The sequence below is a fragment of the Streptomyces sp. JW3 genome (assembly GCF_052216785.1).
Classification (GTDB): domain Bacteria; phylum Actinomycetota; class Actinomycetes; order Streptomycetales; family Streptomycetaceae; genus Streptomyces.
The window spans coordinates 42,479-64,305 of the sequence record NZ_JBQOUX010000039.1 but is presented as its reverse complement, the minus strand read 5'-3'; the positions used below and the strand labels follow the sequence as shown (position 1 = coordinate 64,305).

Sequence of the window (21,827 nt, the reverse complement as noted above, 5' to 3'; positions counted from 1 at the left end):
CGGCCGCCCGCCGCCCGCGCCACCACCGGGTGAACGTCTCGCCGGCCAGCCGCGGGATCTCCCGCTCGGCCGCGACGCCGCCCAGCCGCTTGGCCACCGCGGCCAGCGGGCGTACCGACGCCAGCGCGTTGAGCGGCGACGCCGTCCGGGTACGGGCGGCCCAGCGCAGCCAGAGGGGCAGCCATCCCATCGTGTAGTGGGCGGCGGGGCGGCGCCGGCCCGCGTAGTGGTGGTGCAGGAACTCCGCCTTGTAGGTGGCCATGTCCACCTCGACCGGGCAGTCCGACCGGCACCCCTTGCAGGACAGGCACAGGTCGAGGGCGTCGCGGACCTCCGTGGACCGCCAGCCGTCGGTGATCACCTCGCCGGCCAGCATCTCGTGCAGCAGCCGGGCCCGGCCGCGCGTCGAGTGTTCCTCCGCGCCGGTCGCCCGGAACGACGGGCACATCACGGACGCCCCCGCCGCCGACGTCGTACGGCATTTGGCGACGCCGACGCAGCGCCGGACCGCAGCCGTGAAGTCGCCGCCGTCGGACGGGTAGCCGAAGGCGACGTCGACCGGCTCGCGAGGGAGGACGGCGAAGCGGAGATTGCTGTCGAGGGGGGCCGGGCGGACCAGCATGCCGGGGTTGAGCAGGTCGTCGGGGTCCCAGACGGCCTTGGCGCGGGCGAAGAGGCCGACGGTCCCGGCGCCGTACATGCGCGGCAGGAGTTCCGCGCGGGCCTGCCCGTCGCCGTGCTCGCCGGACAGCGAACCGCCGTGCGCCGCCACCAGATCCGCCAACTCCTCGGAGAAACGGCGGAACCGGGCCACTCCGGGGCCGGTGAGCAGGTCGAAGTCGATCCGGACGTGGATGCAGCCGTCCCCGAAGTGCCCGTACGGCGTTCCGCGCAGCCCGTGCTCGGCCAGCAGCCCCCGGAAGTCCCGCAGATACCCGCCGAGCCGGGCGGGCGGCACCGCGCAGTCCTCCCAGCCGGGCCACGCCTCCGTCCCGTCCGGCATCCGGGTCGCCGTACCGGACGCGTCCTCCCGCACCCGCCACAGCGCCCGCTGCCCGGCCGGGTCGGTGACCACGCGGGCGGCCACGACATCGGCGGCCCGCACCACCGCGTCCGCCCGCGCGCGGGCCTCGGCCGCCGACTCGCCGCCGGTCTCCACGAACAGCCACGCCCCGCCCTTCGGCAGTCCGGCCGGGTCCGGCACCAGGTCGGCCGCCATGCCCTCCACGGTCAGCGGCCCGAGCGGCAGCAGCGCGGCCGCCGCCTCGGCCGCCGCGCTCTCGTCGCCGTAGCCGAGCACCGCGAGCGCCCGCGCGGGCGGCGCCTCGACCAGCCGGACGACCGCCTCGGTCAGCACGCCGAGGGTGCCCTCGGAGCCGCAGAAGGAGCGGGCGACGTCCGCGCCGCGCTCCGGCAGCAGGGCGTCGAGGGCGTAGCCGGAGATACGGCGGGGCAGTTCGGGGAAGCCGGTGCGCAGGCGGGCCAGTTCGGCGTCCACCAGGGGGCGCAGACCGGCCGGCGCGCCGGCCCAGTCCCGGCCGAGCCGCAGCCGTTCGCCGCGCGCGGTGCGCACGGACAGCCCGGTCACGTTGTCGGCCGTGGTTCCCCAGGCCACCGAGTGGGAACCGCAGGAGTTGTTGCCGATCATGCCGCCGAGGGTGCAGCGGCTGTGGGTGGCCGGGTCGGGGCCGAAGCGCAGACCGTGCGGGGCGGCCGCCTCCTGGAGCCGGTCCAGGACCAGCCCCGGCTGGACGACGGCGGTGCGCGTTCGGGGATCGAGGGCGATCAGCCGGTTCATGTGCCGGGTGAAGTCCAGCACCACGCCGGTGCCGGTGGCCTGGCCCGCGATCGAGGTGCCGCCGCCGCGGGGCACGACCGGCACCCCGTGCGCCCGGCAGACCTCCAGTACGGCGGCCACGTCGTCGGCGTCCCGGGGCGCGACCACGCCCAGCGGGACCCGGCGGTAGTTGGACGCGTCCATGGTGGTGAGCGCCCGCGCGGTGGCGTCGAAGGAGACCTCGCCGCGTACGGCCGTCCGTAGCGCGTTCCGCAGATCCGTCATGTACTCAGCATGCCGCTTCGAGCCATCCGGAGCGCCGCGTTCACCACCGGCACCTTTGCCGTAGTTATTCCTGTGATCTGATGCTAAGAACGTGACACTAATGTGCCCAACGCGACCGTGAAGTCTCTTATAGTGACCGTCAGGTAGCCAAAGGTGTTGGCCGGCACCGGAGAAGACTGCCGAAAACAGACCACGGAACGCCCTGCTCCGGTGAACTCCCGCGGACTCGACCGAGGAACCGACTGATGACCTCCCCCACACCCTCCGGCGAACGCCCCGCCATATCCAGCCTGCTGCCCGTCTTCCTGATCACCGCGGTGGCGGCCGGGCTGGTGGTGGCCGCCGCGGTGGCCGCCGCACCGGAAGCCGTGCGCGTCCCGCTCGCGCTGGGGGCCGGCGCGGCCGGTCTGCTGCTGAGCGTGGCGGTCACCGTGGCCGTGCACGGCGTCCGGTCGGCCCGGACGGCCCGGCGCCGACTGGAGTCCGCCAACCAGGAGTTGGGGCGGCTGCTCCAGGAGCGGGTCCGGATCGCCGAGGAGGCGCGCCAGGAACGCACCCGGCTGACCGCCGAACTGGACCGCGAACGCGCCCGGCTGACCGCCGAGCTGGCCCAGGAGCACGCGCGTGCCGCGGCCGAACTGGTCCAGGAGCGGGCCCGCCTCACCGACGCGCACGCCACCGAACACGCGCGGCTGACGGCGGAGTACGAGGCGGAGCTGGCCCGGCTCACCGAGGAGCACGCCGCCGAGCGGGACCGGCTGGCCGAGCAGCACATGGCGGAACGGGCCCGGCTGACCGGGGAGGTGGCCCGGGTCACCAAGAGGTTCCGCGAGGCCGAGTCGCGCCGCGCCGCCGCCGTCTCCGCCACCGCCAACGTCGCCGGCCGCCTCCAGGCACTGGCCACCGCCACCCTCGCCGACCTGCGCACGATGGAGGAACGGCACGCCGACGAGGACGTCCTCACCGACCTGCTCCACCTCGACCACCGCACCGCCCAGGCGGGCCGGCTCGCCGACTCCGTCGCCGTACTGGCGGGCGCCCGTTCGGGACGCCGCTGGGCCCGGCCGATCGGCATGGAGTCCATCCTGCGCGGCGCGATGGGCCGGATCAGCGGCTACCAGCGGGTCCGGGTGCACTCCACCAGCGAGACCGCCGTCGCCGGGCACGCCGCCGAGGGCGTGATGCACGCGCTGGCGGAGATCCTGGACAACGCCGCGAACTTCTCCCCGCCGACGGCGGAGGTCCATGTCTACGTCGAGGAGGTCCCGGCCGGCGCCATCGTGTCCGTCGAGGACAGCGGCCTGGTCATGGGCGACGTCCAGTTGCGCCGCGCCGAACGCGCGGTGTCCGGCCGGACCGCCGGGCTCGGCGGCCTGACCGGGACCCGGCTGGGGCTCGCGGTGGTGGGGCGGCTGGCGCAGCGGTACGGGCTGAAGGTCTCGTTCCGACCGTCGGCCCGGGGCGGCACGGGCGTACTGATGCTGATCCCGCAGGACTTGCTCGTATCGGCGTCCGGCACCCGCAGGACGCCGGGGACCATCGACGCGGCAGACACGGCGGACCCGGCTGTGGTGACCGACGCGGCAGACACGGCGGACCCGGCTGTGGTGACCGACGCGGCAGACACGGCGGACCCGGCTGTGGTGACCGACGCGGCAGACACGGCGGACCCGGCTGTGGTGGCCGACGCGGCAGACACGGCGGACCCGGCTGTGGTGGCCGACGCGGCGCCCGGCGCCCCCCGGCTGCCGCACCGGCACGGCTCCACCGCGGCCGCGCTCCCGGGGCCGGACACGGACGCCGTACCCCGGCACACCGCGCCCACCGCCGCCGACCAGGACGCCACGACCGGCCAGGAGGCGGCGGACCACCCGGATGCCCAAGGCGGGCCCGCACTCCCGCACGGACTCCCCCGCCGCCGCCGCGGCCGTACCCTCGCCGAAGCCGAGCGCGCGCAGCTGGCCCAGCGCCCCGCCACGCCGTCCGCCCCGCCGACCCGCGAGGAGTCACTGGCCCGCGTCGCCCGCTTCAGCAGCTTCCGCCAGGCCGTACGCGGCGCGCACACCCCGGCCGCCGACGACACCCCGGAGACGGCGGACGCCCCGAGGACGGCGGCGACGGCGGACGCCACCCCGCAGCCCACCGACGGCCGCCCGGACGACCGCCCGGACGGCCGGGACGACGGCCGGGACGGCCCCGCCACGACCACCGGCACCCCCTCCTCCCCCACCCCCTCGCACCCGTAACCCCACCCGGAAGGCGACACCACGCTCATGACCGGCACGACGACCGCCGACGACAAGCTCACGTGGCTGATAGAGGGCCTGCTCCAGCGCACCCCCGGCGCCCGGCACGCCCTGGTGCTCTCCCGTGATGGCCTGAAACTGTGCCGCACTCCGGAGCTGACCGCCGACCAGGCCGACCAGCTCGCCGCGATCGCGGCCGGCATCCAGTCCCTGTCGCACGGCGCGTCCGTGGAGTTCGGCGACGGCACCGGAGGCGTCCGCTCGGCGATGGCCGAGTTCTACGGCGGGGTGCTGTTCATCGTGGAGGCCGGCGAGGGCGCCCACCTGGCCGTGGTCACCGCCGAGGACGCCGACGCGGGCCTGGTCGGCCACAACATGAGCGAACTCGTGGAACAGCTCGGCGAGCACCTGACCGCCCGGCCCCGGAACTCATGACCACGCCCGGCGGCAGGCCCGGCCGGGACGACGCCCCCGACCGCCTCTACACCCTCACCGGCGGCCGCAGCCGTACCGACTCGGACAGCCCGTTCGACCTGGTCACGCTGGTCGTCGCCGAGTGCGACCCGGTCCCCGGCATGCAGTCGGAGCACGCGGCGATCCTGCGCATGACGGAACGCCCGACGGCGGTCGTGGAGATCGCCGCCGAGCTGCGGCTGCCGGTCGGCATCACCAAGATCCTGCTGACCGACCTGCTGGACTCCGGCCGGGTCAGCGCCCGCCACCCCCGTCAGGAAGCCCTACCCGATCCCGAAATCCTGGAGCAGGTGCTCGTTGGACTCCGCAACCTCTAGAGCGAGCGCGCCGCTCGGCGCCTCCGCCGACAACGGCCTCAAGATCGTGATCGTGGGCGGCTTCGGCGTCGGCAAGACGACCCTGGTCCGCTCGGTCAGCGAGATCCGTCCTCTCAACACCGAGGAGACGATGACCCAGGCCGGCGCCACGGTCGACGACCTGAACGGCGTGCACGGCAAGACCACCACGACCGTCGCCTTCGACTTCGGCCGCATCACCCTGGACGCCCGCAACGTCCTGTACTTGTTCGGCGCCCCGGGGCAGGAACGTTTCTGGTTCCTGTGGGACCGCCTCTTCTACGGCACGCTGGGCGCCGTCGTACTGGTCGACACCCGGCGGATCGACGACTCCTGGTACGCCATCGACCGCCTGGAACGCAACGGGACCCCGTTCGTCGTGGCGCTGAACGACTTCGGCGGCCCCGACTTCGCCCCGGCCCAGATCCGCGAGGCGCTCGACCTGGACCCGCACGTCCCGCTGCTGCGCTGCGACGCGCGCTCCCGCGAGTCGGCCAAGGAAATCCTGATCACCCTGGTGGAACACGTCTACGCCCGCTACGCGCGGACCACGACCGCCAGCACCCCCGCACAACCCACCCAGGAGCTGGTGTGAGCCCCCTCCCCCTTCGCGGCCCCGGATCCCACGAGGAGCCGGCCGACCTCTACCGGGCGATGCGGCGCAAGCACGGCCCGGTGGCCCCGGTCATCCTGGACGGCGGCATCCCCGCCTGGCTGGTGATCGGCTACCGCGAACTGCACCAGGTCACCGGCGACCCGGACCTGTACAGCCGCGACTCCGAGCTGTGGAACCAGTGGGACAACGTGCCGGACGACTGGCCGCTGCGCCCGGTCATCAACCGCGGCCAGCCGTCCATCCTCTACACCGTCGGCGAACGCCACCGCCGCCGCTCGGGGATGCTCAGCGACGCCCTGGACGGCGTCGACCCGGCGGTCCTGCGCGCCGACTCCGAGCGTTTCGCGGACGAGTTGATCGACGCGTTCTGCGGCCGCGGCGACGCCGACCTGATCGCCGAGTACGCGATGCTGCTCCCGGTCCGCGTGCTGGCCCACCTGTACGGCTGGTCGGACGCGGAGGGCCTGGCCCTGGTCACCTCGATGACCGACATGATCAACGCGGGCGACCGCGCGCTGGCGGGCCAGAAGCACCTGCACGACTCCTGCCAGACGCTGGTCGCCGACCGCAAGGCGGCCCCCGCCGACGACGTGGTCTCCCGCATGATCGAGGCCAGATCCGACTTCACGGACGAGGAACTGGTCCAGGACCTGATGATCCTGATGTCGGCGGGCCACCAGCCCACCGCCGACTGGATCGGCACCTCACTGCACCTGATGCTGACCGACCACCGCTTCGCGGCCTCGATGTTCGGCGGCCGCAGCAGCGTCGGCGAGGCGATGAACGAGGTCCTGTGGGAGCAGACCCCCACCCAGAACATGCCGGGCCGATACGCCGCCCGTGACACCACGCTCGGCGGGCGCCGCATCAACGCCGGCGACCTGCTGATCCTCGGCCTCCAGGGCGCCAACTCCGACCCCCAGGTCCGGACCGACGGCTCGACGCTGACCGGCGGCAACAACGCGCACTTCTCCTTCAGCCACGGGGAGCACCGCTGCCCGTTCCCGGCCCAGGAGATCGCGGAGGTCATCGCGCGCACCGGCATCGAGGTGATCCTGGACCGGCTCCCCGACATCGACCTCGCCGTACCCGTCGCTTCCCTGCGCCGCCGCGAGTCCCCGTGGATGCGCAGCCTGACGAGCCTGCCGGTGACGTTCTCCGCCACGCCTGCCATGTCCTGAGCCCGGTCTCGCCTCGTCTCAGCCGACGGACGACGTTTCGCCCAGGTTTCCCGCAACGGATACCCTCGGCCACGTGGCTGAGATCCGGATTCCTTCTGACATCAAGCCCGCGGACGGACGTTTCGGCGCGGGTCCCTCCAAGGTGCGGACGGAGGCGCTGGACGCGCTCGCCGCCACCGGCACCTCTCTCATGGGCACCTCCCACCGCCAGGCCCCGGTGAAGAACCTGGTCGGCAAAGTCCGCGAGGGCGTCGGCGAACTGTTCAGCCTCCCCGAGGGCTACGAGGTGGTCCTCGGCAACGGCGGCTCCACCGCGTTCTGGGACATCGCGACGCACGGCCTGATCGAGACCAAGTCGCAGCACCTGACCTTCGGTGAGTTCAGCTCGAAGTTCGCCAAGGCGGCCAAGCTGGCCCCGTGGCTGGCGGACCCGACGGTCATCTCCTCCGACCCCGGCACGCACCCGGCCCCGCAGGCCGAGTCCGGCGTGGACGTCTACGCCTACACCCACAACGAGACCTCGACCGGCGTCGCGATGCCCATCGAGCGCGTCGCGGGCGCCGACGAGAACGCTCTCGTCCTGGTCGACGCCACGTCCGGCGCCGGCGGCCTCCCGGTCGACATCGCCGAGACGGACGTCTACTACTTCGCCCCCCAGAAGTCCTTCGCCTCCGACGGCGGCCTGTGGATCGGCATCTTCTCCCCCGCCGCGATCGAACGCGCCGAGCGCGTCCACGCGTCGGGCCGCCACATCCCGGAGTTCTTCAGTCTCCCCACGGCGATCGACAACTCCCGCAAGAACCAGACGTACAACACCCCGGCCCTGGCCACCCTGTTCCTGCTGAACGACCAGCTGGAATGGCTGAACGGCCAGGGCGGCCTGGCCTGGTCCACGTCCCGCACGAAGGACTCCTCGACCCGCCTCTACACCTGGGCCGACGAGTCCAAGTACGCCACCCCGTTCGTCTCGGACCCCGCCAAGCGCTCCCAGGTCATCGGCACGATCGACTTCTCCGACGACATCGACGCGGCCGCCGTCGCCAAGGCCCTGCGCGCCAACGGCATCGTCGACACGGAGCCCTACCGCAAGCTGGGCCGCAACCAGCTCCGCGTCGCGATGTTCCCGGCGATCGCCCCGTCCGACGTCGAGGCCCTCACCAAGTGCGTCGACTACGTCATCGATAAGCTCTGACTTCTCGGCGTACGCGGCTCGAAAGGGCGCCCGGCAGAGCAGCACGCCGGGCGCCCTTTCGGCACCTATGCTGCTGAGGACACTGTTCCGACCGGTGCAGGGACCGGCCGGCCGCATCGCCCGGGAGGACGGATGCTCACACGGCTAGAGGTCGACGGGTTCAAGAACCTCCTGGACCTGACGGTCGAGCTGGGCCCGTTCACCTGCATCGCGGGCGAGAACGGCACGGGCAAGTCGAACGTCTTCGACGCCATCCAGTTCCTGAGCCTGCTCGCCGACCGACCGCTGATGGAGGCGGCCCAGGAGGTCCGGGGCACTCACGGCGAACGGCACGGCGACGCCCGCGACCTGTTCTGGAACGGGTACGACGACGGCACGCACCGCATGCGGTTCGCGGCGGAGATGCTGGTGCCCCCGCAGGAGGTCGAGGACGACTTCGGCCGCCCGGCCAGACCGACCACCTCGTTCCTCCGCTACGAACTCGAACTCGGCTACGAGCCGCCCAAGGGCGCGGAGAAGATCGGCCGGCTGTCCCTGGTCCACGAGAGCCTGCGCCACATCAAACAGGGGGACGCCCGGTCACGGCTGCGCTTCCCGCACTCCAAGGCGCACTTCCGCGACGCCGTGGTCACTGGGCGGCGCTCGGGCGTCTCCTACATCTCGACCACGGTCGAGGGCCCCGAGTCGGTGATCCGCATCCACCAGGACGGCGGCAGCCGAGGCCAGCCCCGGCCCGCCGCCGCCTCCCGGGCCCGTGCCACCGTCGTGTCCACGGTCAACACGAGCGACGATCCGACCATTCTGGCCGTCCGCCGGGAAATGCAGTCCTGGCGGCGGCTCGCCCTGGAACCGTCCGCGCTGCGCAGCTCGGACGGCTACACCGCTCCCCGGTCGATGGGACCCGACGGACTCCACCTGCCCGGCACCCTGTTCCGCATCGCACTGCACACGTCTCCCGACGACCCCGCCCGGCTCTACTCACAGGTGGCCGGCCGTCTGTCGGACCTGTCCGGCCTCCAGGTCCGCACGCTCGACGTGCAGGAGGACGACGTACGGGAACTGCTCACCGTCCGGCTGCACGAGATCAGCGGGATGGTGTTGCCCGCCCGGAGCCTGTCCGAGGGAACGCTGCGGTTCCTGGCCCTGTGCGTGCTGCTGGAGGACCCCGAGATCCGCGGCCTGGTGTGCATGGAGGAGCCGGAGAACGGCATCCATCCCGCGAACCTCTCCGCGATGGTGGACCTGGTACGCGACCTCGCGGTCGACCCCCAGGAGACTCCGGGCGACGACAACCCCTTCCGTCAAGTCCTCATCAACACCCACTCACCCGGTGTCGTCCAACTCGTCGACGCCCAGGAGCTGCTGTTCGCGGACACCTCCGCCTACCGCACGTCCAACGGCCAAGTGACCCGGCGGCTGCGGCTCCGCCCACTGTCCGGCACCTGGCGGGCCTCGGACACGGCCGGCGACTACGTCACCAAACTGGACATCCTCCCCTACCTGGAGGCACCGCCCGACGCGCAGCTCACCCTGAACCTGGACGGACGTGCGGCATGACGGTACGGGTCCTGTTCCTGAGCGAGGGCAGCAGCGACCAGGGGTTGGTGAGCCATGTCGAGGGCATCGCGGCCGACCAGGGGGTACCGGTCACCGTGAGCGCACCGGAATCTGCGCTGGCTGCGGTCGGCCGTGGGCCACTCCGTCTCCGACAAGCTCCGCGCCGCCAGGGAACTCGGTGGTCCCTACGACGTGGCAGTGGTCCAACGCGATGCGGACAACGGGCCGCCGGAGGTCCGCAAAGCGGAGATCACGGAGGCCGTTCACACGCAGTGGCCGGGCTTGGCACACGTGCCGGTCGTCCCCGTACGCATGCTTGAGGCGTGGCTGCTCCTTGATGAGCAGGCCATCCGTGAGGTGGCCGGCAACCCACGCGGACACGTCCCGCTGGAGCTGCCGAAGCCGACTACCGTGGAACGCCTCGCCGATCCCAAGCAACGCCTCAAGGAGACCCTGGCGAAGGCGAGCGGCTGCAAGGGGCGGCGCCTGACGGAGTTGCAGCAGCGGTTCCCCCGCAACCGGCACCGGCTCCTCGACCTACTGGACCGCGACGGTCCGGTCGGCGAAATCCCGTCATGGCGGACGTTCGTCTCCGACCTGACCGTCGCGCTGAACGCCTTCTGAGCCGCGTTACGCGAACTGCCGAAGGAAGGCCCGCCAGGTCTCGCGGGAGACGGTGAGGAGGGGGCCGCCCTCATGCTGCTTGCTGTCGCGGACGGCTCGGCCTCGGGCGGCTGTGGGGGCCACTTCGACGCACTCGCCCTCTTGAGTGGAGTAAGAGGACTTCGCAAAGGGACCTGTTATGTCGGCCATGAGGTGCCTTCCTCGATCTATCGCAACTTGCGCTGAATGAGTTCTGTGCTCTCCCCCGGTGACAGCGCTGCCGACTGCAAGAGTTCGAATGTCTTGGCATGCACAGCCAAGTCGGCCGGGTCTTCAAGGATTGTCGTACACATCAAGTCGTCCATCGTCACGACCTCGACGGCCGACGCGGAGTCGAAGCTGAAGGCGGCGAAGGCGGAGGTACCGGCCGCCAGTGTGCCAGAACTGAAAGGCAGGACCTGAAGGGTGACGTTCCCGCGCTGCGCCGCCTGAAGGAGCGCCGCCAACTGCTCCCGGTGGACCGCCGCGCTCGCCAGTGGGTAGGTGATGACCGCCTCCCACAGAACGACGGTGTACTCGATCCCGCCCTCCGCGACCCGCGCCTGCCTGCGACTCCGTACCTTCACCAACTCTGCGATCTGCTCGGAAGGCAGGTCACTGGGCCCCTCGGTAATGATCAGTTCCGCGTACCCCGGTGTCTGCAAAAGCCCTGGTACCAGAACCGGCTGCCATTGCCTGATGTGACTCGCGTCGTCCTCAAGGGCGATGTGGTCGAGGTAGTCCGGCCGTAGCCGACCCGTGTACTCCAGCCACCAACCCCGTTTCTTCGAATACTTGGCCAGGTCCTCAAGCCTCACGCAGACGTCGGGGTCGGTAACGCCGTAGGCATCGAGCAACAGCCGTACCTCGATGACGCGAGGCGTAGCGTGCCCGCTCTCCACGCGGCTGATCCTCGCCTGACTCGAAGCGATGACCTCGGCGGCCTGCGGCTGGTCGAGCTTGGCGGCCTGCCGGTACCGCCTCAACGCCGTACCCAGACGCCTGCTACGCACCGTCGGCCGTCCACCTGCGGGCATGTGGCCCTCCCCTTCTCCGTCCGCCACCTTCCCACGCACGCGGCTCGTCCTGGTCCCGGATCACACGATCGAGTGAGACGTCTGCATACATTCCTCGATGGCACTTTTCTCGGTGTCGAATACGACTCATGCCGACAACCGAAACCTTCCGCATCCCCAAACACAGGCGACACGTGCCAACGGCCCGCCACCGTCTGCGCAAGGCGCTCGCTGACTGGGGAGTCAGCGGTGAGCAGGCCGAGTTGGTCACCCTGCTGGCCAATGAACTCGTCACCAACGCCGTGGCCCACTGCCGCGTCTCCCACGCCCAGGTGCGGGTGATACTGGCGCTCGACGGCACGCAACTGCTCCTGGAGGTCTCCGACCCCGACCGCGACCGGCTCCCCCGCCTCCACGACTCGTCTCCCGACGAGGAGGGCGGACGCGGACTCGCCCTCGTCGCGGCGCTCGCGGACTCCTGGGGATGCCGTCAGGAGCGGTACACGAAGTGTGTGTGGGCGAGGTGGGAGACCCGTGTTCCGTCGCCTGCTGTGTGAGCGGGCCCGGCACGTCGAGGACGATCCCGGACGGGAGGTCCGCCAGCCTGACCCGTACGTCTGGCGACTGCCCACGCCCTACGACGCCCGCTGGCGCCGCTGGCACAAACGCTCCCGCGCGGTCGGCCGCTACCTGCCGTTCCCGCAGGGGGAGACACGCGCGCCGGCCCCCGCACCGCATCCTTCCTGGCCACCGGACGACGACGTGTTCCGCCCCTACGTCCTCAAACCGTGAACACTCGAAGCCAAAGTGTCATCCATTTCCAGCAGACCCCCGGCTACGCTGACCCGATGACGACGATCAGACAGGTCCAGGTCACCTTCGACTGCGCCGATCCCGAGCGCGTCGCCCGCTTCTGGTGCGAGGTGCTCGGATACGTTGTCCCGCCGCCCCCGCAGGGCTTCGCGTCCTGGGACGAGTTCGACCAGTCCCTGCCGCCCGAGCGCCAGGGCTCGGCGTTCGCCTGCATGGACCCCGGGGGCGTCGGCCCGCGCCTGTTCTTCCAGCGCGTCCCCGAGGGCAAGGTCGTCAAGAACCGCGTCCACCTCGACGTACGCGTCGGCACCGGGCTCGTCGGCGAGGAACGCGTCGCCGCGCTGGAGGCCGAGTGCGCCCGGCTGATCCCCCTCGGCGCGACCCGCCTGCACCTGCTGCGCGCCGACGAGTTCAACGAGTCCTGCCTGCTGATGCAGGACGTCGAGGGCAACGAGTTCTGCCTCGACTGACGGCACCGCTCACACCTTGATGCTCCGCCGCACCCGAGCGATCACCTGCTGCGCCTCCGCCCCGAAGACGGCCGCCTCCGCGAACGTGTCCCAGACCCGTCGGTAGAGAGCGATCGTCTCCGCGTCGTCGAGCCAGAGTTCGGCGTGCCAGTCCTCGACGACGGCCAGCCGGTCGTCGAGGACGCAGAACGCGTTCGCCGGCGGAAGACGCAGCGCCGCATCCAGGGGGACGATCCCGAGGTGCACGGTGCCCATGCCCACAACGCCCAGCAAACGGTCCAGCTGAGCTGCCAGTACGTCCCGAGGGCAGACCCGCGCCCATAGGACGCCTTCCCACATCAGCAGCCTCAGCTGCCTGCCGGGCCGGTACAACCATTCCTGCCGCTTCATACGGGCTCGCACCGCCTCCTCCGTATCGCGCGGAGAACGGTGCATCTCGGCGTAGCGCTCGAAGATGTTCCTGGCGTAGTCGGCCGTCTGCAACATGCCACTCACCGTGGAGCTCTCCCACATGTGCAGCGTTCGGGACTCCGCGACCAGGGTGTTCCACGTGTCCTGGACCGGGCGGTGCCCGGCGGCGAGTTGGCGTTGCCACGACCGGATCTGACTCTCGAAGCCTTTGAGCCGAGCGCACAGTTCAGCCGAGACGGCTGGCTGCCCAGTGGCTCCCGCCCAGGCGCGCAGATCGGCGTCCGTGGGCGTCTGGCGGCCGTTCTCCAGCTTGCTGACCTTGGACTGCTGCCATCCCAGCCGCTGCGCGAGCTGCACACCGGTGAGCCGTCCATCAGGGCACTCGACACGCAGTTCTCTCAACCTGCGTCCTAGTTCCTCACGCGCCCTCTGGTAATCCGTACCCACCGGTGTCCGATCCGCCGCCTACATCTCGACCATGAAATCCCGCCACGGTACGGCGTGATGCCGGGCAGCATCTCGAATCATCGAGCAGCGCACCACCTCGGCGGGCTCCGTGATCAAGTCGACGTGCGTGAGCTGGTCGTCGTCGTCGAAGCGGAGCAGCGCGATGAGGCGGCTGTCGAACAGCCAGAAGTCCTCAGCGGGGAGGCGCAGCAGGTCCGCCTGTCCGCGCTTCAAGTGCCGGATGTCCTCGCCCTGCGCGATGTTCCATTTGGCGCTCTCGAAGAGGTAACGCTGCCCAAGGGTCGCGGGTTCGTCCACGAGGCGCACCCGCTCGATCCGCTTGCCCTTGGCAGTCTGCGCGCGGACCGTCTCGGCGAACCAGGTGACCACCGATCCCTCCACCCAGTCCTCGTCGAGTCGGCCGGCCTTGATGAACTGCGACCACCGCTCGGTAAATTCGTCGCTCGCGTACCGCTGGCGGGTCTCCAATCGCCACGCCGTGTGCTCGAACCTTTCGAACAGAGTGTGGAATTCATCGAGGTCGATCGTGCGCACCTGCCGCGTCTGCTCCTTCGGAGACCAGTCGACCAGCAGGTCCCGGGGAACCACGACGGCCACCTCGCCCTCCGAGAGGTGCTGTAGCTGCGCGACGTCTTCCGAGTCGGTGAGCGGAGGGCCGCGCACGATCACCTCCCCGCTGTCCAGATCCTCGTGTACGGACGGACAGCCTGTGACGCCGCTGCCGGTGCCGTTGAAGCGAAGCCTGCCCGCCATGCGCGACCACCCCCTGGGTGTCGATGAAGTTCGTGCGCCCACAGCTTCCCGGGGACTCTGAGTGAAAGTCCATACATCCAGAGTGACCGCGCGAGAATAATCGCGAATATTCGACCCGCCGCTGCCTCCTCCCCTCCTAGCGTCCTCCCCAGACCCATCAACCCTGGTCAGCTCACCGGGAAGGACCCGCCATGCCCCACACCCCCGACCTCTACGCCCTCGACATCACCTCCGCCACCTTCGTCCAGGCCTGCGGCGGCCCGTGCAGCGACGGCTGTCTCACTCTCGCCCGCATCGGCGCGGACGCCTGGGCCCTCGGGGACAGCAAGCGGCCCGACCTGCCGCCACTGCGGTTCACCTCGGAGGAGCTGGCCGTCGCCGGCGTCGACCCCGCCCGCTTCGGGCTGCCCCTCTGACCCTCAGCCACTCCGGTGCACCACCACGCCTACCTCTGGACCGGCCCCAAGGCCCGCTTCGACCAAGAGGCCCTGCGCCGCCCGCCGCACCCCGACCCGCCCCCGCCCGACAGCCGCCCGGAACTGATCCAGCGCTACCGCGAGGTGGCCACGGCGTTCCCCGCCTGCGACCTCCCCCCGCTGGAACCGGCGTACTGGCTGCTCAAACCGCCCGCCCTGAACCACGGCACCTGGGACGAGGCCACCGGCGCGGCGGCCTGGCTGCACGACCGGCTCACCGAGTACGCGCCCCGCTTCGCCGCCCAGGCGCACCGCCACCCCCGCCGCCTGACCGCCCACGTCACCGCCGCCACCGCCCGGCTCACCACCGGCGGTGACATCACACTCGGCTTCTACCTCGAAAGCCCCGCCTACCTCTCCCTCAGCCTCGTCACCTGCTCCCCGCACCGCACCCGCCCGGAACTGCCCTGCCCCCTGTCGTCATGACCGCCGGAACAGCCGCCGCCCCCCGAACACCAGCACCAGCACCGCCAGCAGCCCGACCGCCCCGCCGATCTTCAGCGTCTTGCCGTCGTCGCCCGAGCCCCCGCCCGAGGCGGAGGCCGTCGCACTCCCGTCCGTCCCCGACGACGACCCGGCGCTCCCGCCGGGCGCGTCCTGCGCCTTCACCCCGCTGTTCTCGCCCTCCATGCCGAGCAGCAGCTTCTTGCCGTCGACCGTGTAGGTGACGGACTCGCCCTGCCCGAGCGGCACGCTGATCCGTCCCTTGCGCTTGATCTTCCCGTCGTTCCAGTCGTAGTACAGCCCGCCGAGATATCCGCGTACCGTGAGCTGCTTCCCGTCCGGCGAGAACGCCGCGTCGGTGGCCCACAGGTCGACGGCCGCCGAGCGCGTGAACACGTTCGTGCCGGACGTGGACAGCTGGGCCGGGCCCTCGTACAGGTGCCCGCCGTCCTCCTGCTTGTCGATGATGTACACCCGGCCGGTCTTCGGGTGGACCACCATCGACTCCGCGTCCCGCGCGCCGTCGTCGTACTTCACCACGTACTGCTTCGCCTCGACCGTCTGGTCCTTCAGTTCCGTCGGCTCGGGCAGCTCGTAGATCCACACGTACGGCCAGGTGCCGCCGAGGTTGTCGCCGATGTCACCGACGTAGATCCGGTTGTCCGGGCCGATGGAGATCGCCTCGACGTCGCGCGGGGTGCCGATGCCGGCCAGCGAGACCCGGGCGACCGTCTTGCCCGTCGAACCGTCCACCGCGTAGATGTACGGGCCGGTGTCCTGGTCGTTGTGGGTCCAGTAGACGCCGGGGTGCAGGCGGGAGGCGGCCAGGCCGCTGGACTCGGTGATCCGCGGGTCCGTGATGGTGAACCCCTCGTCCCCGTCGACGGCGAAGGCGGGCACGGCGCACGCCCCCGTGAGGAGGACCGCGGCGAGGAAGGCGAGGGATCGGCGCATGGGGCCAAGCCTGCCATCTTGGACGGGTGTTCGTGACGAGCGGCCCGGCGGTGGCCCGGCTCACACCATCGAACTCCCCGCGATCGTTCATCATGTACGGATGCTCAGGTTCATGCCCGTCGGTGACTCCCAGACGATCGGGAGCGCGGGCGACCACACGTGGCGCTACCGGCTCTGGCAGCACCTGTGCACGGGGTACGGCGGTCCGTTCACGTTCGTCGGGCCGCGCGAGACGCTCTACGACAAGGCCGCCGACGCGCCGGTCTCCCTCGGCTACGCCGACCCCGGCTTCCCCCGCTCCCACCTGGCCGGCTGGGGCGAGGGCTGGCTGCACATGGCCCCGCTGATCGGCGCGGCGGTCCGGGCGCACCGGGCCGACGTGCTGCTCGTCGCCCTCGGCCTGATCGACCTCGGCTTCTACACCAACGCCGAGCAGACGGCGGAGAACGTGCACCGTTTCGTCGCCGGGGCCCGCGCGGCCCGCCCCCGCGTCCGCATGGTCCTCCTCCCGGTGATCCCCAACATCCGGGCCCAGCAGGACCCGGACTTCGGCGCCCAGGTCACCCTCTTCAACGACCTGCTCGCCAAGGCCGCCGCCGACCTGGACGAACCCCGCTCCCCGCTGCTCCTGGCCTCCGTCCCGCCCACCTACGACATCCACACGGACACGTACGACGGGACCCACCCCGGCGCGAGTGGCGAACGGAAGATCGCCGGCGCCTTCGCGGACGCGATGTTCCAGGGGTGGGGGCTGGGCAGCCCGTACGGGCCGTAGTCGTCCAGGGACCCGCCCGTGTCCCGGTCGCCGTGCGTATCGTTGTACCGCGCGGTGGTTCCCGTCCGGGGCCACCGGGGAGGAGCGCCACGATGACCGTCGTAGACGACAGGATCGCCATGGCCGACGTCAGCACCGAGAGCCTCGACGCGTGGTTCGAGCAGCTCGAAAAGATGCCCGTCCCCGAAGGATTCCGGGTCGAGATCGTCGAGGGCAGCATCTACATGACGCCGCAGCGGGACACGCACTGGCACATCATCCGCCGGATCGTCCGGGCCGTCGAAGACCGGTTCGGTATGGACGTCGAGGTCTTCTCCGACGTCCGCATCGACTTCCCCGGCCACGAGAACGGCTTCTGCCCCGACGTCGCCAAGCTCCGCGACGGCGCCGAGCAGGACGAGACCGGGCACTGGCGTCACGAAGACGTCGAGTTCGTCGCCGAGGTCATCTCCCGGGGCACCGCCGCCAACGACTACGGCCCGAAGAAGACCGCGTACGCCGTCGCCGAGGTCCCCCTCTACCTCGTCGCCGACCCCTACCAGGGCCGTTGCCACTTCTTCACGCACCCCAAGGACGGCGAGTACATCACGGAGACCACGGTCGGCTTCGGCCATGACCTGGACCTCACCGACACCGTCCTCGGCCTCACCCTCTCCACCGCCGGCTTCCCCCGCGACTGACCGCGCGCCCCCGCTTGCCTGGAGCGCACTCCAAGTCGTTGGCTTGGGGACCATGAAGTACACGCAGCTGGGACGCACCGGACTCAAGGTCAGCCGCCTCGTCCTCGGGACCATGAACTTCGGCCCGCAGACCGACGAGGCCGACAGCCACACGATCATGGACGCCGCGCTCGACGCGGGCGTCAACTTCTTCGACACCGCCAACGTCTACGGCTGGGGCGCGAACAAGGGCCGCACCGAGGAGATCATCGGCAACTGGTTCGCCAAGGGCGGCGACCGGCGCGAGCGGACCGTCCTGGCCACCAAGGTCTACGGCAACATGGGCGCGGACGGCGAGACGCCCTGGCCCAACAGCGACAAGCTGTCCGCCGTGAACATCCGGCGGGCCGTCGACGCCAGCCTCAAGCGGCTGCGGACCGACCACATCGACCTGTACCAGTTCCACCACGTCGACCGGAACACCCCGTTCGAGGAGATCTGGCAGGCGATCGACGTCCTGATCCAGCAGGGCAAGATCCTCTACGTCGGCTCCTCCAACTTCCCCGGCTACAAGATCGCCCAGGCCAACGAGCTGGCCGCGCGCCGCGCCGGCACCATCGGCCTGGTCAGCGAGCAGTGCCTGTACAACCTGGCCGAGCGCCGCGCCGAGATGGAGGTGATCCCGGCCGCGCAGGAGTACGGGCTCGGCGTCATCCCCTGGTCGCCGCTGAACGGCGGTCTGCTGGGCGGCGTCCTGAAGAAGGAGGCCACCGGCGGGCGCCGGGCGAGCGGCCGCGCCGCCGACGCCCTCGCCGACCCGGCCTCGCGGGCGCAGATCCAGGCGTACGAGGACCTGCTCGACAAGCACGGCCTCGAACCCGGCGAGGCCGCGCTGGCCTGGCTGCTCACCCGGCCCGGCGTGACCGGCCCGATCGTCGGCCCGCGCACCGCCGACCAGCTCGCGTCCGCGCTGCGCGCCGTCGAACTGGAACTGTCCGCGGAGCTGCTGTCCGGCCTGGACGAGATCTTTCCGGGTCCGGGGCCCGCCCCGGAGGCCTTCGCCTGGTAGCGGGAACAACGGGACGGCGGCGCACGGCCGCGCTAGCTGCCGAGCGCCGCCGCCACCGCGACCACCACGAGCATCAGCACAAGCACACCGGCCATGATCCGGTTCCGGGTTTTCGGGTCCACGGGCCCGAGCCTAATTCTTCGCCGGGCACCGCGGTGACCCCGGGTGCCCCGTCCAGGAGGGTTCCGCCATGCACCGAAGCCGGGTGTACGCCGTCATCATCGACGCGCCTCGGGCCGAGGCCGCCCGGGCGGCGGACTTCTGGTCGGCGGCGCTGGGGGCCGAGGCCCGGCCGTTCGCGCCGGCGCCCCAGTTCACCAGCCTGCACCAGGCGCTGCCGGGGCTGGTCACCGCCGTCCAGGCCGTCGACGACGCGCCCCGGATGCATCTGGACATCGAGACGGACGATCTGGAGGCGGAGGTGGCGCGGCTGACCGGGCTGGGCGCGGAGCGGGTGTCGCGCTGGCAGGAGTGCCAGGTGCTGCGGGCCCCCGGCGGGCACCTGGTGTGCGTCCTGCCGGTGGAGACCGACGCCGAGGACTTCCGGGCGAACGCGACCGTCTGGCCCTGACCTCCCTCACCCCAGCGGCAGCCGCACCACCGCCTGGTACCGGGGCCGCTCCCCCGGCACCCCGGAGACCGGCAGGTTACTGCGGACCAGGACCAGCTCGGTCACCTGCCAGGTACGGCCGGTGAAGCCGTCCAGCGCGGCCAGGTACGGCCGTACGTCGAACGGCTCACGGCTCCGGGCCACCGTCAGATGCGGGGTGTACCGGCGGTGCTCGCCCCGCGCGACCCCCGCCTTCCGCCCGGCCGCCTCGGCCCGCCCGGCCAGCTGCCGCAGGGTGTCCAGCTCACCGTCCGCCCCCGTCCACAGCGCCCGCCCCCGCCCGAACTGCCCGCCGCCGCGCAGCGCCAGCGGGAACGGGACGGTACGGCGGGCCGCCCGCGCCAGCCGCTCCGACAGTTCCGGTACGAGGTCGTCGCCGACCTCCCCGTAGAAGGCGAGCGTGAAGTGCCGGCCGGGGCGGCCGGTCCAGCGCAGCCGGCCGGCACCGGGCAGCCGCCGCAGCCGGTCCACCACGACGGCCAGCTCCCCGAGCACGTCCTCGGGCGGCAGCACGGCGGCGAACAGTCTCATGCCCCTCAGTCTGCCCGGCGTGTCCTGGTCACCGTGCGTATCGTTGTACCGCGCGGCTGCCCGTTGTCGAGCGGCGGCCGGGGAGGAGCGCCACGATGACCGTCCTTGCAGACAGGATCGAGATGGCCGAGGAGAGCGTCGAGCTGACGTTGGACGTCCTGTTCGAGTGGCTTGAGAAGTTGCCCGTCCCCGAGGGTTACAAGACCGAGATCGTCGGGGGTCACATCTTCATGACGCCGCAGCGGGACACCCACTGGGACATCATTCTGGACGTCGTCGAACAGTTGCGCGCCAAGTACCCGCGCAAGCGCGTCAAGTCCGATGTCCGTATGGACTACCCGGGATACCTCAACGGGTTCGCCTCCGACGTGGTGGCCCTCGCGGAGGGCGCGGAGAAGGACGCCAAGGGGCACTGGCGCAACGAGGACGTCGAGTTCGTCGCCGAGGTCATCTCCAAGAAGACCGCCGCCAACGACTACGGCCCCAAGAAGGACACCTACGCCACCGCCGGCGTACCGGTCTACCTGATCGTCGACCCGTACACCGGCGAGTGGCATCTGCACACGCTGCCCAAGGACGGCACCTACCACGGCAGTGTCAGCTTCGGGTTCGGGGAGGACATCGACCTCACCGACACCCCCGTCGGCCTGGTCCTGAAGACCGACGGCTTCCCCGAGGACTGAGCTACGCCGCCGCGGCCAGCTCCTCCCGCCCGCCGCGTGGTACGAACCGCACCTGCGGGTGGCCGTGGTGCCAGCCCACCGACAGGCGCAGGTTGCCGAGCCGGCCCAGGACGACGCCGGTCACCGCCGCGGCCAGGAAGGCCACCGTGCCGCCGGCCGCGAAGCCGACCCGGGCGCCGTAGGTGTCGGTGACCCAGCCGACGATCGGCGCGCCGACCGGCGAGCCGCCCAGGAACACCATCATGTACAGGGACATCACCCGGCCCCGCATGGCCGGGTCGGTGGACATCTGGATGCTGGTGTTGGCGGTGACGTTGACGGTCATGCTGAACACGCCGATGGGGACCATGAGCAGGGCGAACAGCCACAGGTCGGGGGCGACGGCGGCCACCACCTCCAGGGCGCCGAAGCCCAGCGCCGCCGCGATCAGCACCCGCAGCCGGGCGGTGCCGCGCCGGGCGGCGAGCAGCGCGCCGGCCAGTGAGCCGACCGCCATCAGGGTGTTGAAGAGGCTGTAGGTGCCCGCGCCGGAGTCGAAGATGTCGTCGGCGAAGGCGGACAGGAACACCGGGAAGTTGAAGCCGAAGGTGCCGATGAACCCGACCAGCACGATGGTCCAGATCAGGTCCGGGCGGCCGGCGACGTAGTGCAGGCCCTCCCGCAGCTGGCCCTTGCCGCGCGGGGCGCGCTCGACCACGTGCAGTTCGCGGGCCCGCATCAGCAGCAGCCCGGTGAGCGGGGCGACGAACGAGACGCCGTTGAGGAAGAACGCCCAGCCGGTGCCCATGCCGGTGATCAGCAGGCCCGCGACGGCGGGGCCGACCAGGCGGGCGGACTGGAAGTTGGCGGAGTTCAGGCTGACCGCGTTCTGCAGCTGGTCGCGGCCGACCAGCTCGGAGACGAAGGACTGCCGGGCCGGGTTGTCGACGACGGTCGCCAGGCCCATGACGAAGGCGGCGACGTAGACGTGCCAGACCTGCACATGGCCGGTGAGGGTGAGGGCGGCCAGGAACAGCGCGGTCAGGGCCATCGCGGACTGGGTGACCAGCAGCGTGGGGCGCTTGCGCAGGCGGTCGACGAGGACACCGCCGTAGAGGCCGAAGAGGAGCATCGGGAGGAACTGGAGGGCGGTGGTGATGCCGACCGCGGCCGAGGAGCCGGTGAGGCTCAGGACCAGCCAGTCCTGGGCGATGCGCTGCATCCAGGTGCCGATGTTGGAGACGACCTGGCCCATGAAGAACAGGCGGTAGTTCCGGTTCCGCAGGGAGGCGAACATCGAGGTCTTGGGGGCGGGCGGGTCGGCGGGCGGGTCGTCGTAGGGGCCAGGTGCGGGGGCGGAGTCTGCTCCGGATCCCGTACTCAAAAGGGTTCGCCTCCTCGTGCAGACAAC

Annotated in this window: 26 protein-coding genes; 18 read left to right on the top strand and 8 right to left on the bottom strand. The window is 71.2% G+C overall.

The features are described 5' to 3' along the window. Positions 1 to 2,062, bottom strand: a 2,062-nt coding sequence (locus ACTT8P_RS18005; RefSeq protein ID WP_442832673.1) for an FAD-binding and (Fe-S)-binding domain-containing protein, incomplete at its 3' end; no start/stop codon positions are given. A gap of 245 nt (positions 2,063 to 2,307) precedes the next feature. On the opposite strand from ACTT8P_RS18005, the gene ACTT8P_RS18000 reads away from it, so the two are divergent. The 8 genes from ACTT8P_RS18000 (at position 2,308) to ACTT8P_RS17965 (ending at position 10,287) form a co-directional block, all read left to right on the top strand. After that, on the top strand, positions 2,308 to 4,308 hold the full coding sequence (locus tag ACTT8P_RS18000; RefSeq protein WP_442832672.1) for an ATP-binding protein: 2,001 nt from the start codon (positions 2,308 to 2,310) through the stop codon (positions 4,306 to 4,308). Positions 4,309 to 4,335: 27 nt separating this feature from the next. Next, the gene (locus ACTT8P_RS17995) at positions 4,336 to 4,743 is read left to right on the top strand and encodes a roadblock/LC7 domain-containing protein (protein WP_442832671.1); all 408 of its coding nucleotides are present in this window, start codon (positions 4,336 to 4,338) and stop codon (positions 4,741 to 4,743) included. Beyond that, positions 4,740 to 5,099: a DUF742 domain-containing protein gene (locus ACTT8P_RS17990; RefSeq protein ID WP_442832670.1), complete on the top strand. Its 360-nt coding sequence runs from the start codon at positions 4,740 to 4,742 to the stop codon at positions 5,097 to 5,099. The genes ACTT8P_RS17995 and ACTT8P_RS17990 overlap by 4 nt, the downstream gene beginning before the upstream one ends. Continuing rightward, positions 5,080 to 5,712 carry a GTP-binding protein gene (locus ACTT8P_RS17985; protein WP_442832669.1) on the top strand — a complete coding sequence of 211 codons (633 nt, stop codon included), beginning with the start codon at positions 5,080 to 5,082 and terminating at the stop codon, positions 5,710 to 5,712. Before ACTT8P_RS17990 ends, ACTT8P_RS17985 begins: the two co-directional genes overlap by 20 nt. Beyond that, a complete protein-coding gene (locus tag ACTT8P_RS17980) occupies positions 5,709 to 6,914 on the top strand; it encodes a cytochrome P450 (RefSeq protein ID WP_442832668.1) in 1,206 nt (401 codons plus the stop codon). Before ACTT8P_RS17985 ends, ACTT8P_RS17980 begins: the two co-directional genes overlap by 4 nt. A 73-nt stretch (positions 6,915 to 6,987) precedes the next feature. Next, entirely contained in the window at positions 6,988 to 8,106 is a 1,119-nt protein-coding gene (serC, locus tag ACTT8P_RS17975) for a phosphoserine transaminase (protein WP_442832667.1), read from the top strand. Positions 8,107 to 8,238: 132 nt separating this feature from the next. Continuing rightward, positions 8,239 to 9,663 (top strand): AAA family ATPase, encoded by a 1,425-nt coding sequence (locus ACTT8P_RS17970; RefSeq protein ID WP_442832666.1) that lies wholly within the window; start codon positions 8,239 to 8,241, stop codon positions 9,661 to 9,663. A 132-nt stretch (positions 9,664 to 9,795) separates the two neighbouring features. Then, positions 9,796 to 10,287 (top strand): hypothetical protein, encoded by a 492-nt coding sequence (locus ACTT8P_RS17965; RefSeq protein WP_442832665.1) that lies wholly within the window; start codon positions 9,796 to 9,798, stop codon positions 10,285 to 10,287. Positions 10,288 to 10,293: 6 nt separating this feature from the next. On the opposite strand, the gene ACTT8P_RS17960 is transcribed toward ACTT8P_RS17965, so the two are convergent. Both ACTT8P_RS17960 and ACTT8P_RS17955 read right to left on the bottom strand, forming a co-directional pair. After that, positions 10,294 to 10,476, bottom strand: coding sequence for a DUF397 domain-containing protein (locus ACTT8P_RS17960; protein WP_442832664.1), 183 nt, complete (start codon positions 10,474 to 10,476; stop codon positions 10,294 to 10,296). A gap of 17 nt (positions 10,477 to 10,493) precedes the next feature. Next, entirely contained in the window at positions 10,494 to 11,381 is an 888-nt protein-coding gene (locus tag ACTT8P_RS17955) for a helix-turn-helix domain-containing protein (protein WP_442832663.1), read from the bottom strand. 89 nt (positions 11,382 to 11,470) lie between these two features. Here ACTT8P_RS17955 and ACTT8P_RS17950 point away from each other — a divergent pair, with 89 nt between their 5' ends. The 3 genes from ACTT8P_RS17950 to ACTT8P_RS17940 are packed head-to-tail and all read left to right on the top strand — an operon-like array spanning position 11,471 to position 12,604. Further along, positions 11,471 to 11,878, top strand: a complete 408-nt coding sequence (locus tag ACTT8P_RS17950) for an ATP-binding protein (protein WP_442832662.1) — start codon at positions 11,471 to 11,473, stop codon at positions 11,876 to 11,878. Continuing rightward, entirely contained in the window at positions 11,856 to 12,113 is a 258-nt protein-coding gene (locus tag ACTT8P_RS17945) for a hypothetical protein (protein ID WP_442832661.1), read from the top strand. Before ACTT8P_RS17950 ends, ACTT8P_RS17945 begins: the two co-directional genes overlap by 23 nt. A 56-nt stretch (positions 12,114 to 12,169) precedes the next feature. After that, on the top strand, positions 12,170 to 12,604 hold the full coding sequence (locus ACTT8P_RS17940) for a VOC family protein (RefSeq protein ID WP_442832660.1): 435 nt from the start codon (positions 12,170 to 12,172) through the stop codon (positions 12,602 to 12,604). A gap of 9 nt (positions 12,605 to 12,613) precedes the next feature. Here ACTT8P_RS17940 and ACTT8P_RS17935 read toward each other — a convergent pair whose 3' ends face one another. Beyond that, entirely contained in the window at positions 12,614 to 13,462 is an 849-nt protein-coding gene (locus ACTT8P_RS17935) for a helix-turn-helix domain-containing protein (protein WP_442832659.1), read from the bottom strand. 18 nt (positions 13,463 to 13,480) lie between these two features. Then, a complete protein-coding gene (locus ACTT8P_RS17930) occupies positions 13,481 to 14,236 on the bottom strand; it encodes a DUF6879 family protein (RefSeq protein ID WP_442832658.1) in 756 nt (251 codons plus the stop codon). A 191-nt stretch (positions 14,237 to 14,427) separates the two neighbouring features. Here ACTT8P_RS17930 and ACTT8P_RS17925 point away from each other — a divergent pair, with 191 nt between their 5' ends. Further along, positions 14,428 to 14,652: a DUF397 domain-containing protein gene (locus ACTT8P_RS17925; protein WP_442832657.1), complete on the top strand. Its 225-nt coding sequence runs from the start codon at positions 14,428 to 14,430 to the stop codon at positions 14,650 to 14,652. A gap of 15 nt (positions 14,653 to 14,667) precedes the next feature. Next, positions 14,668 to 15,138 (top strand): hypothetical protein, encoded by a 471-nt coding sequence (locus tag ACTT8P_RS17920; RefSeq protein WP_442832656.1) that lies wholly within the window; start codon positions 14,668 to 14,670, stop codon positions 15,136 to 15,138. Here the strand turns inward: ACTT8P_RS17920 and ACTT8P_RS17915 are convergent. Beyond that, positions 15,133 to 16,110 (bottom strand): WD40 repeat domain-containing protein, encoded by a 978-nt coding sequence (locus tag ACTT8P_RS17915; RefSeq protein ID WP_442832655.1) that lies wholly within the window; start codon positions 16,108 to 16,110, stop codon positions 15,133 to 15,135. The genes ACTT8P_RS17920 and ACTT8P_RS17915 overlap by 6 nt on opposite strands. A 100-nt stretch (positions 16,111 to 16,210) precedes the next feature. Here ACTT8P_RS17915 and ACTT8P_RS17910 point away from each other — a divergent pair, with 100 nt between their 5' ends. The 4 genes from ACTT8P_RS17910 to ACTT8P_RS17895 all read left to right on the top strand — a co-directional run bounded on the left by ACTT8P_RS17910 (position 16,211) and on the right by ACTT8P_RS17895 (position 19,184). Continuing rightward, positions 16,211 to 16,885, top strand: coding sequence for a GDSL-type esterase/lipase family protein (locus ACTT8P_RS17910; protein WP_442832654.1), 675 nt, complete (start codon positions 16,211 to 16,213; stop codon positions 16,883 to 16,885). A 92-nt stretch (positions 16,886 to 16,977) separates the two neighbouring features. Then, on the top strand, positions 16,978 to 17,565 hold the full coding sequence (locus tag ACTT8P_RS17905) for a Uma2 family endonuclease (RefSeq protein ID WP_442832653.1): 588 nt from the start codon (positions 16,978 to 16,980) through the stop codon (positions 17,563 to 17,565). 52 nt (positions 17,566 to 17,617) lie between these two features. Then, positions 17,618 to 18,613 (top strand): aldo/keto reductase, encoded by a 996-nt coding sequence (locus ACTT8P_RS17900; RefSeq protein ID WP_442832652.1) that lies wholly within the window; start codon positions 17,618 to 17,620, stop codon positions 18,611 to 18,613. Between the two features lie 190 nt (positions 18,614 to 18,803). Next, a complete protein-coding gene (locus ACTT8P_RS17895; RefSeq protein WP_442832651.1) occupies positions 18,804 to 19,184 on the top strand; it encodes a VOC family protein in 381 nt (126 codons plus the stop codon). Positions 19,185 to 19,190: 6 nt separating this feature from the next. Here ACTT8P_RS17895 and thpR read toward each other — a convergent pair whose 3' ends face one another. Then, on the bottom strand, positions 19,191 to 19,754 hold the full coding sequence (gene thpR / locus ACTT8P_RS17890) for an RNA 2',3'-cyclic phosphodiesterase (protein ID WP_442832650.1): 564 nt from the start codon (positions 19,752 to 19,754) through the stop codon (positions 19,191 to 19,193). 95 nt (positions 19,755 to 19,849) lie between these two features. Here thpR and ACTT8P_RS17885 point away from each other — a divergent pair, with 95 nt between their 5' ends. Beyond that, positions 19,850 to 20,437 carry a Uma2 family endonuclease gene (locus ACTT8P_RS17885; protein ID WP_442832649.1) on the top strand — a complete coding sequence of 196 codons (588 nt, stop codon included), beginning with the start codon at positions 19,850 to 19,852 and terminating at the stop codon, positions 20,435 to 20,437. Between the two features lies 1 nt (position 20,438). Here the strand turns inward: ACTT8P_RS17885 and ACTT8P_RS17880 are convergent, their stop codons facing one another. Then, complete coding sequence (locus ACTT8P_RS17880) at positions 20,439 to 21,800, bottom strand: MFS transporter (protein WP_442832648.1); 1,362 nt, start codon at positions 21,798 to 21,800, stop codon at positions 20,439 to 20,441. Positions 21,801 to 21,827: the final 27 nt, after the last annotated feature.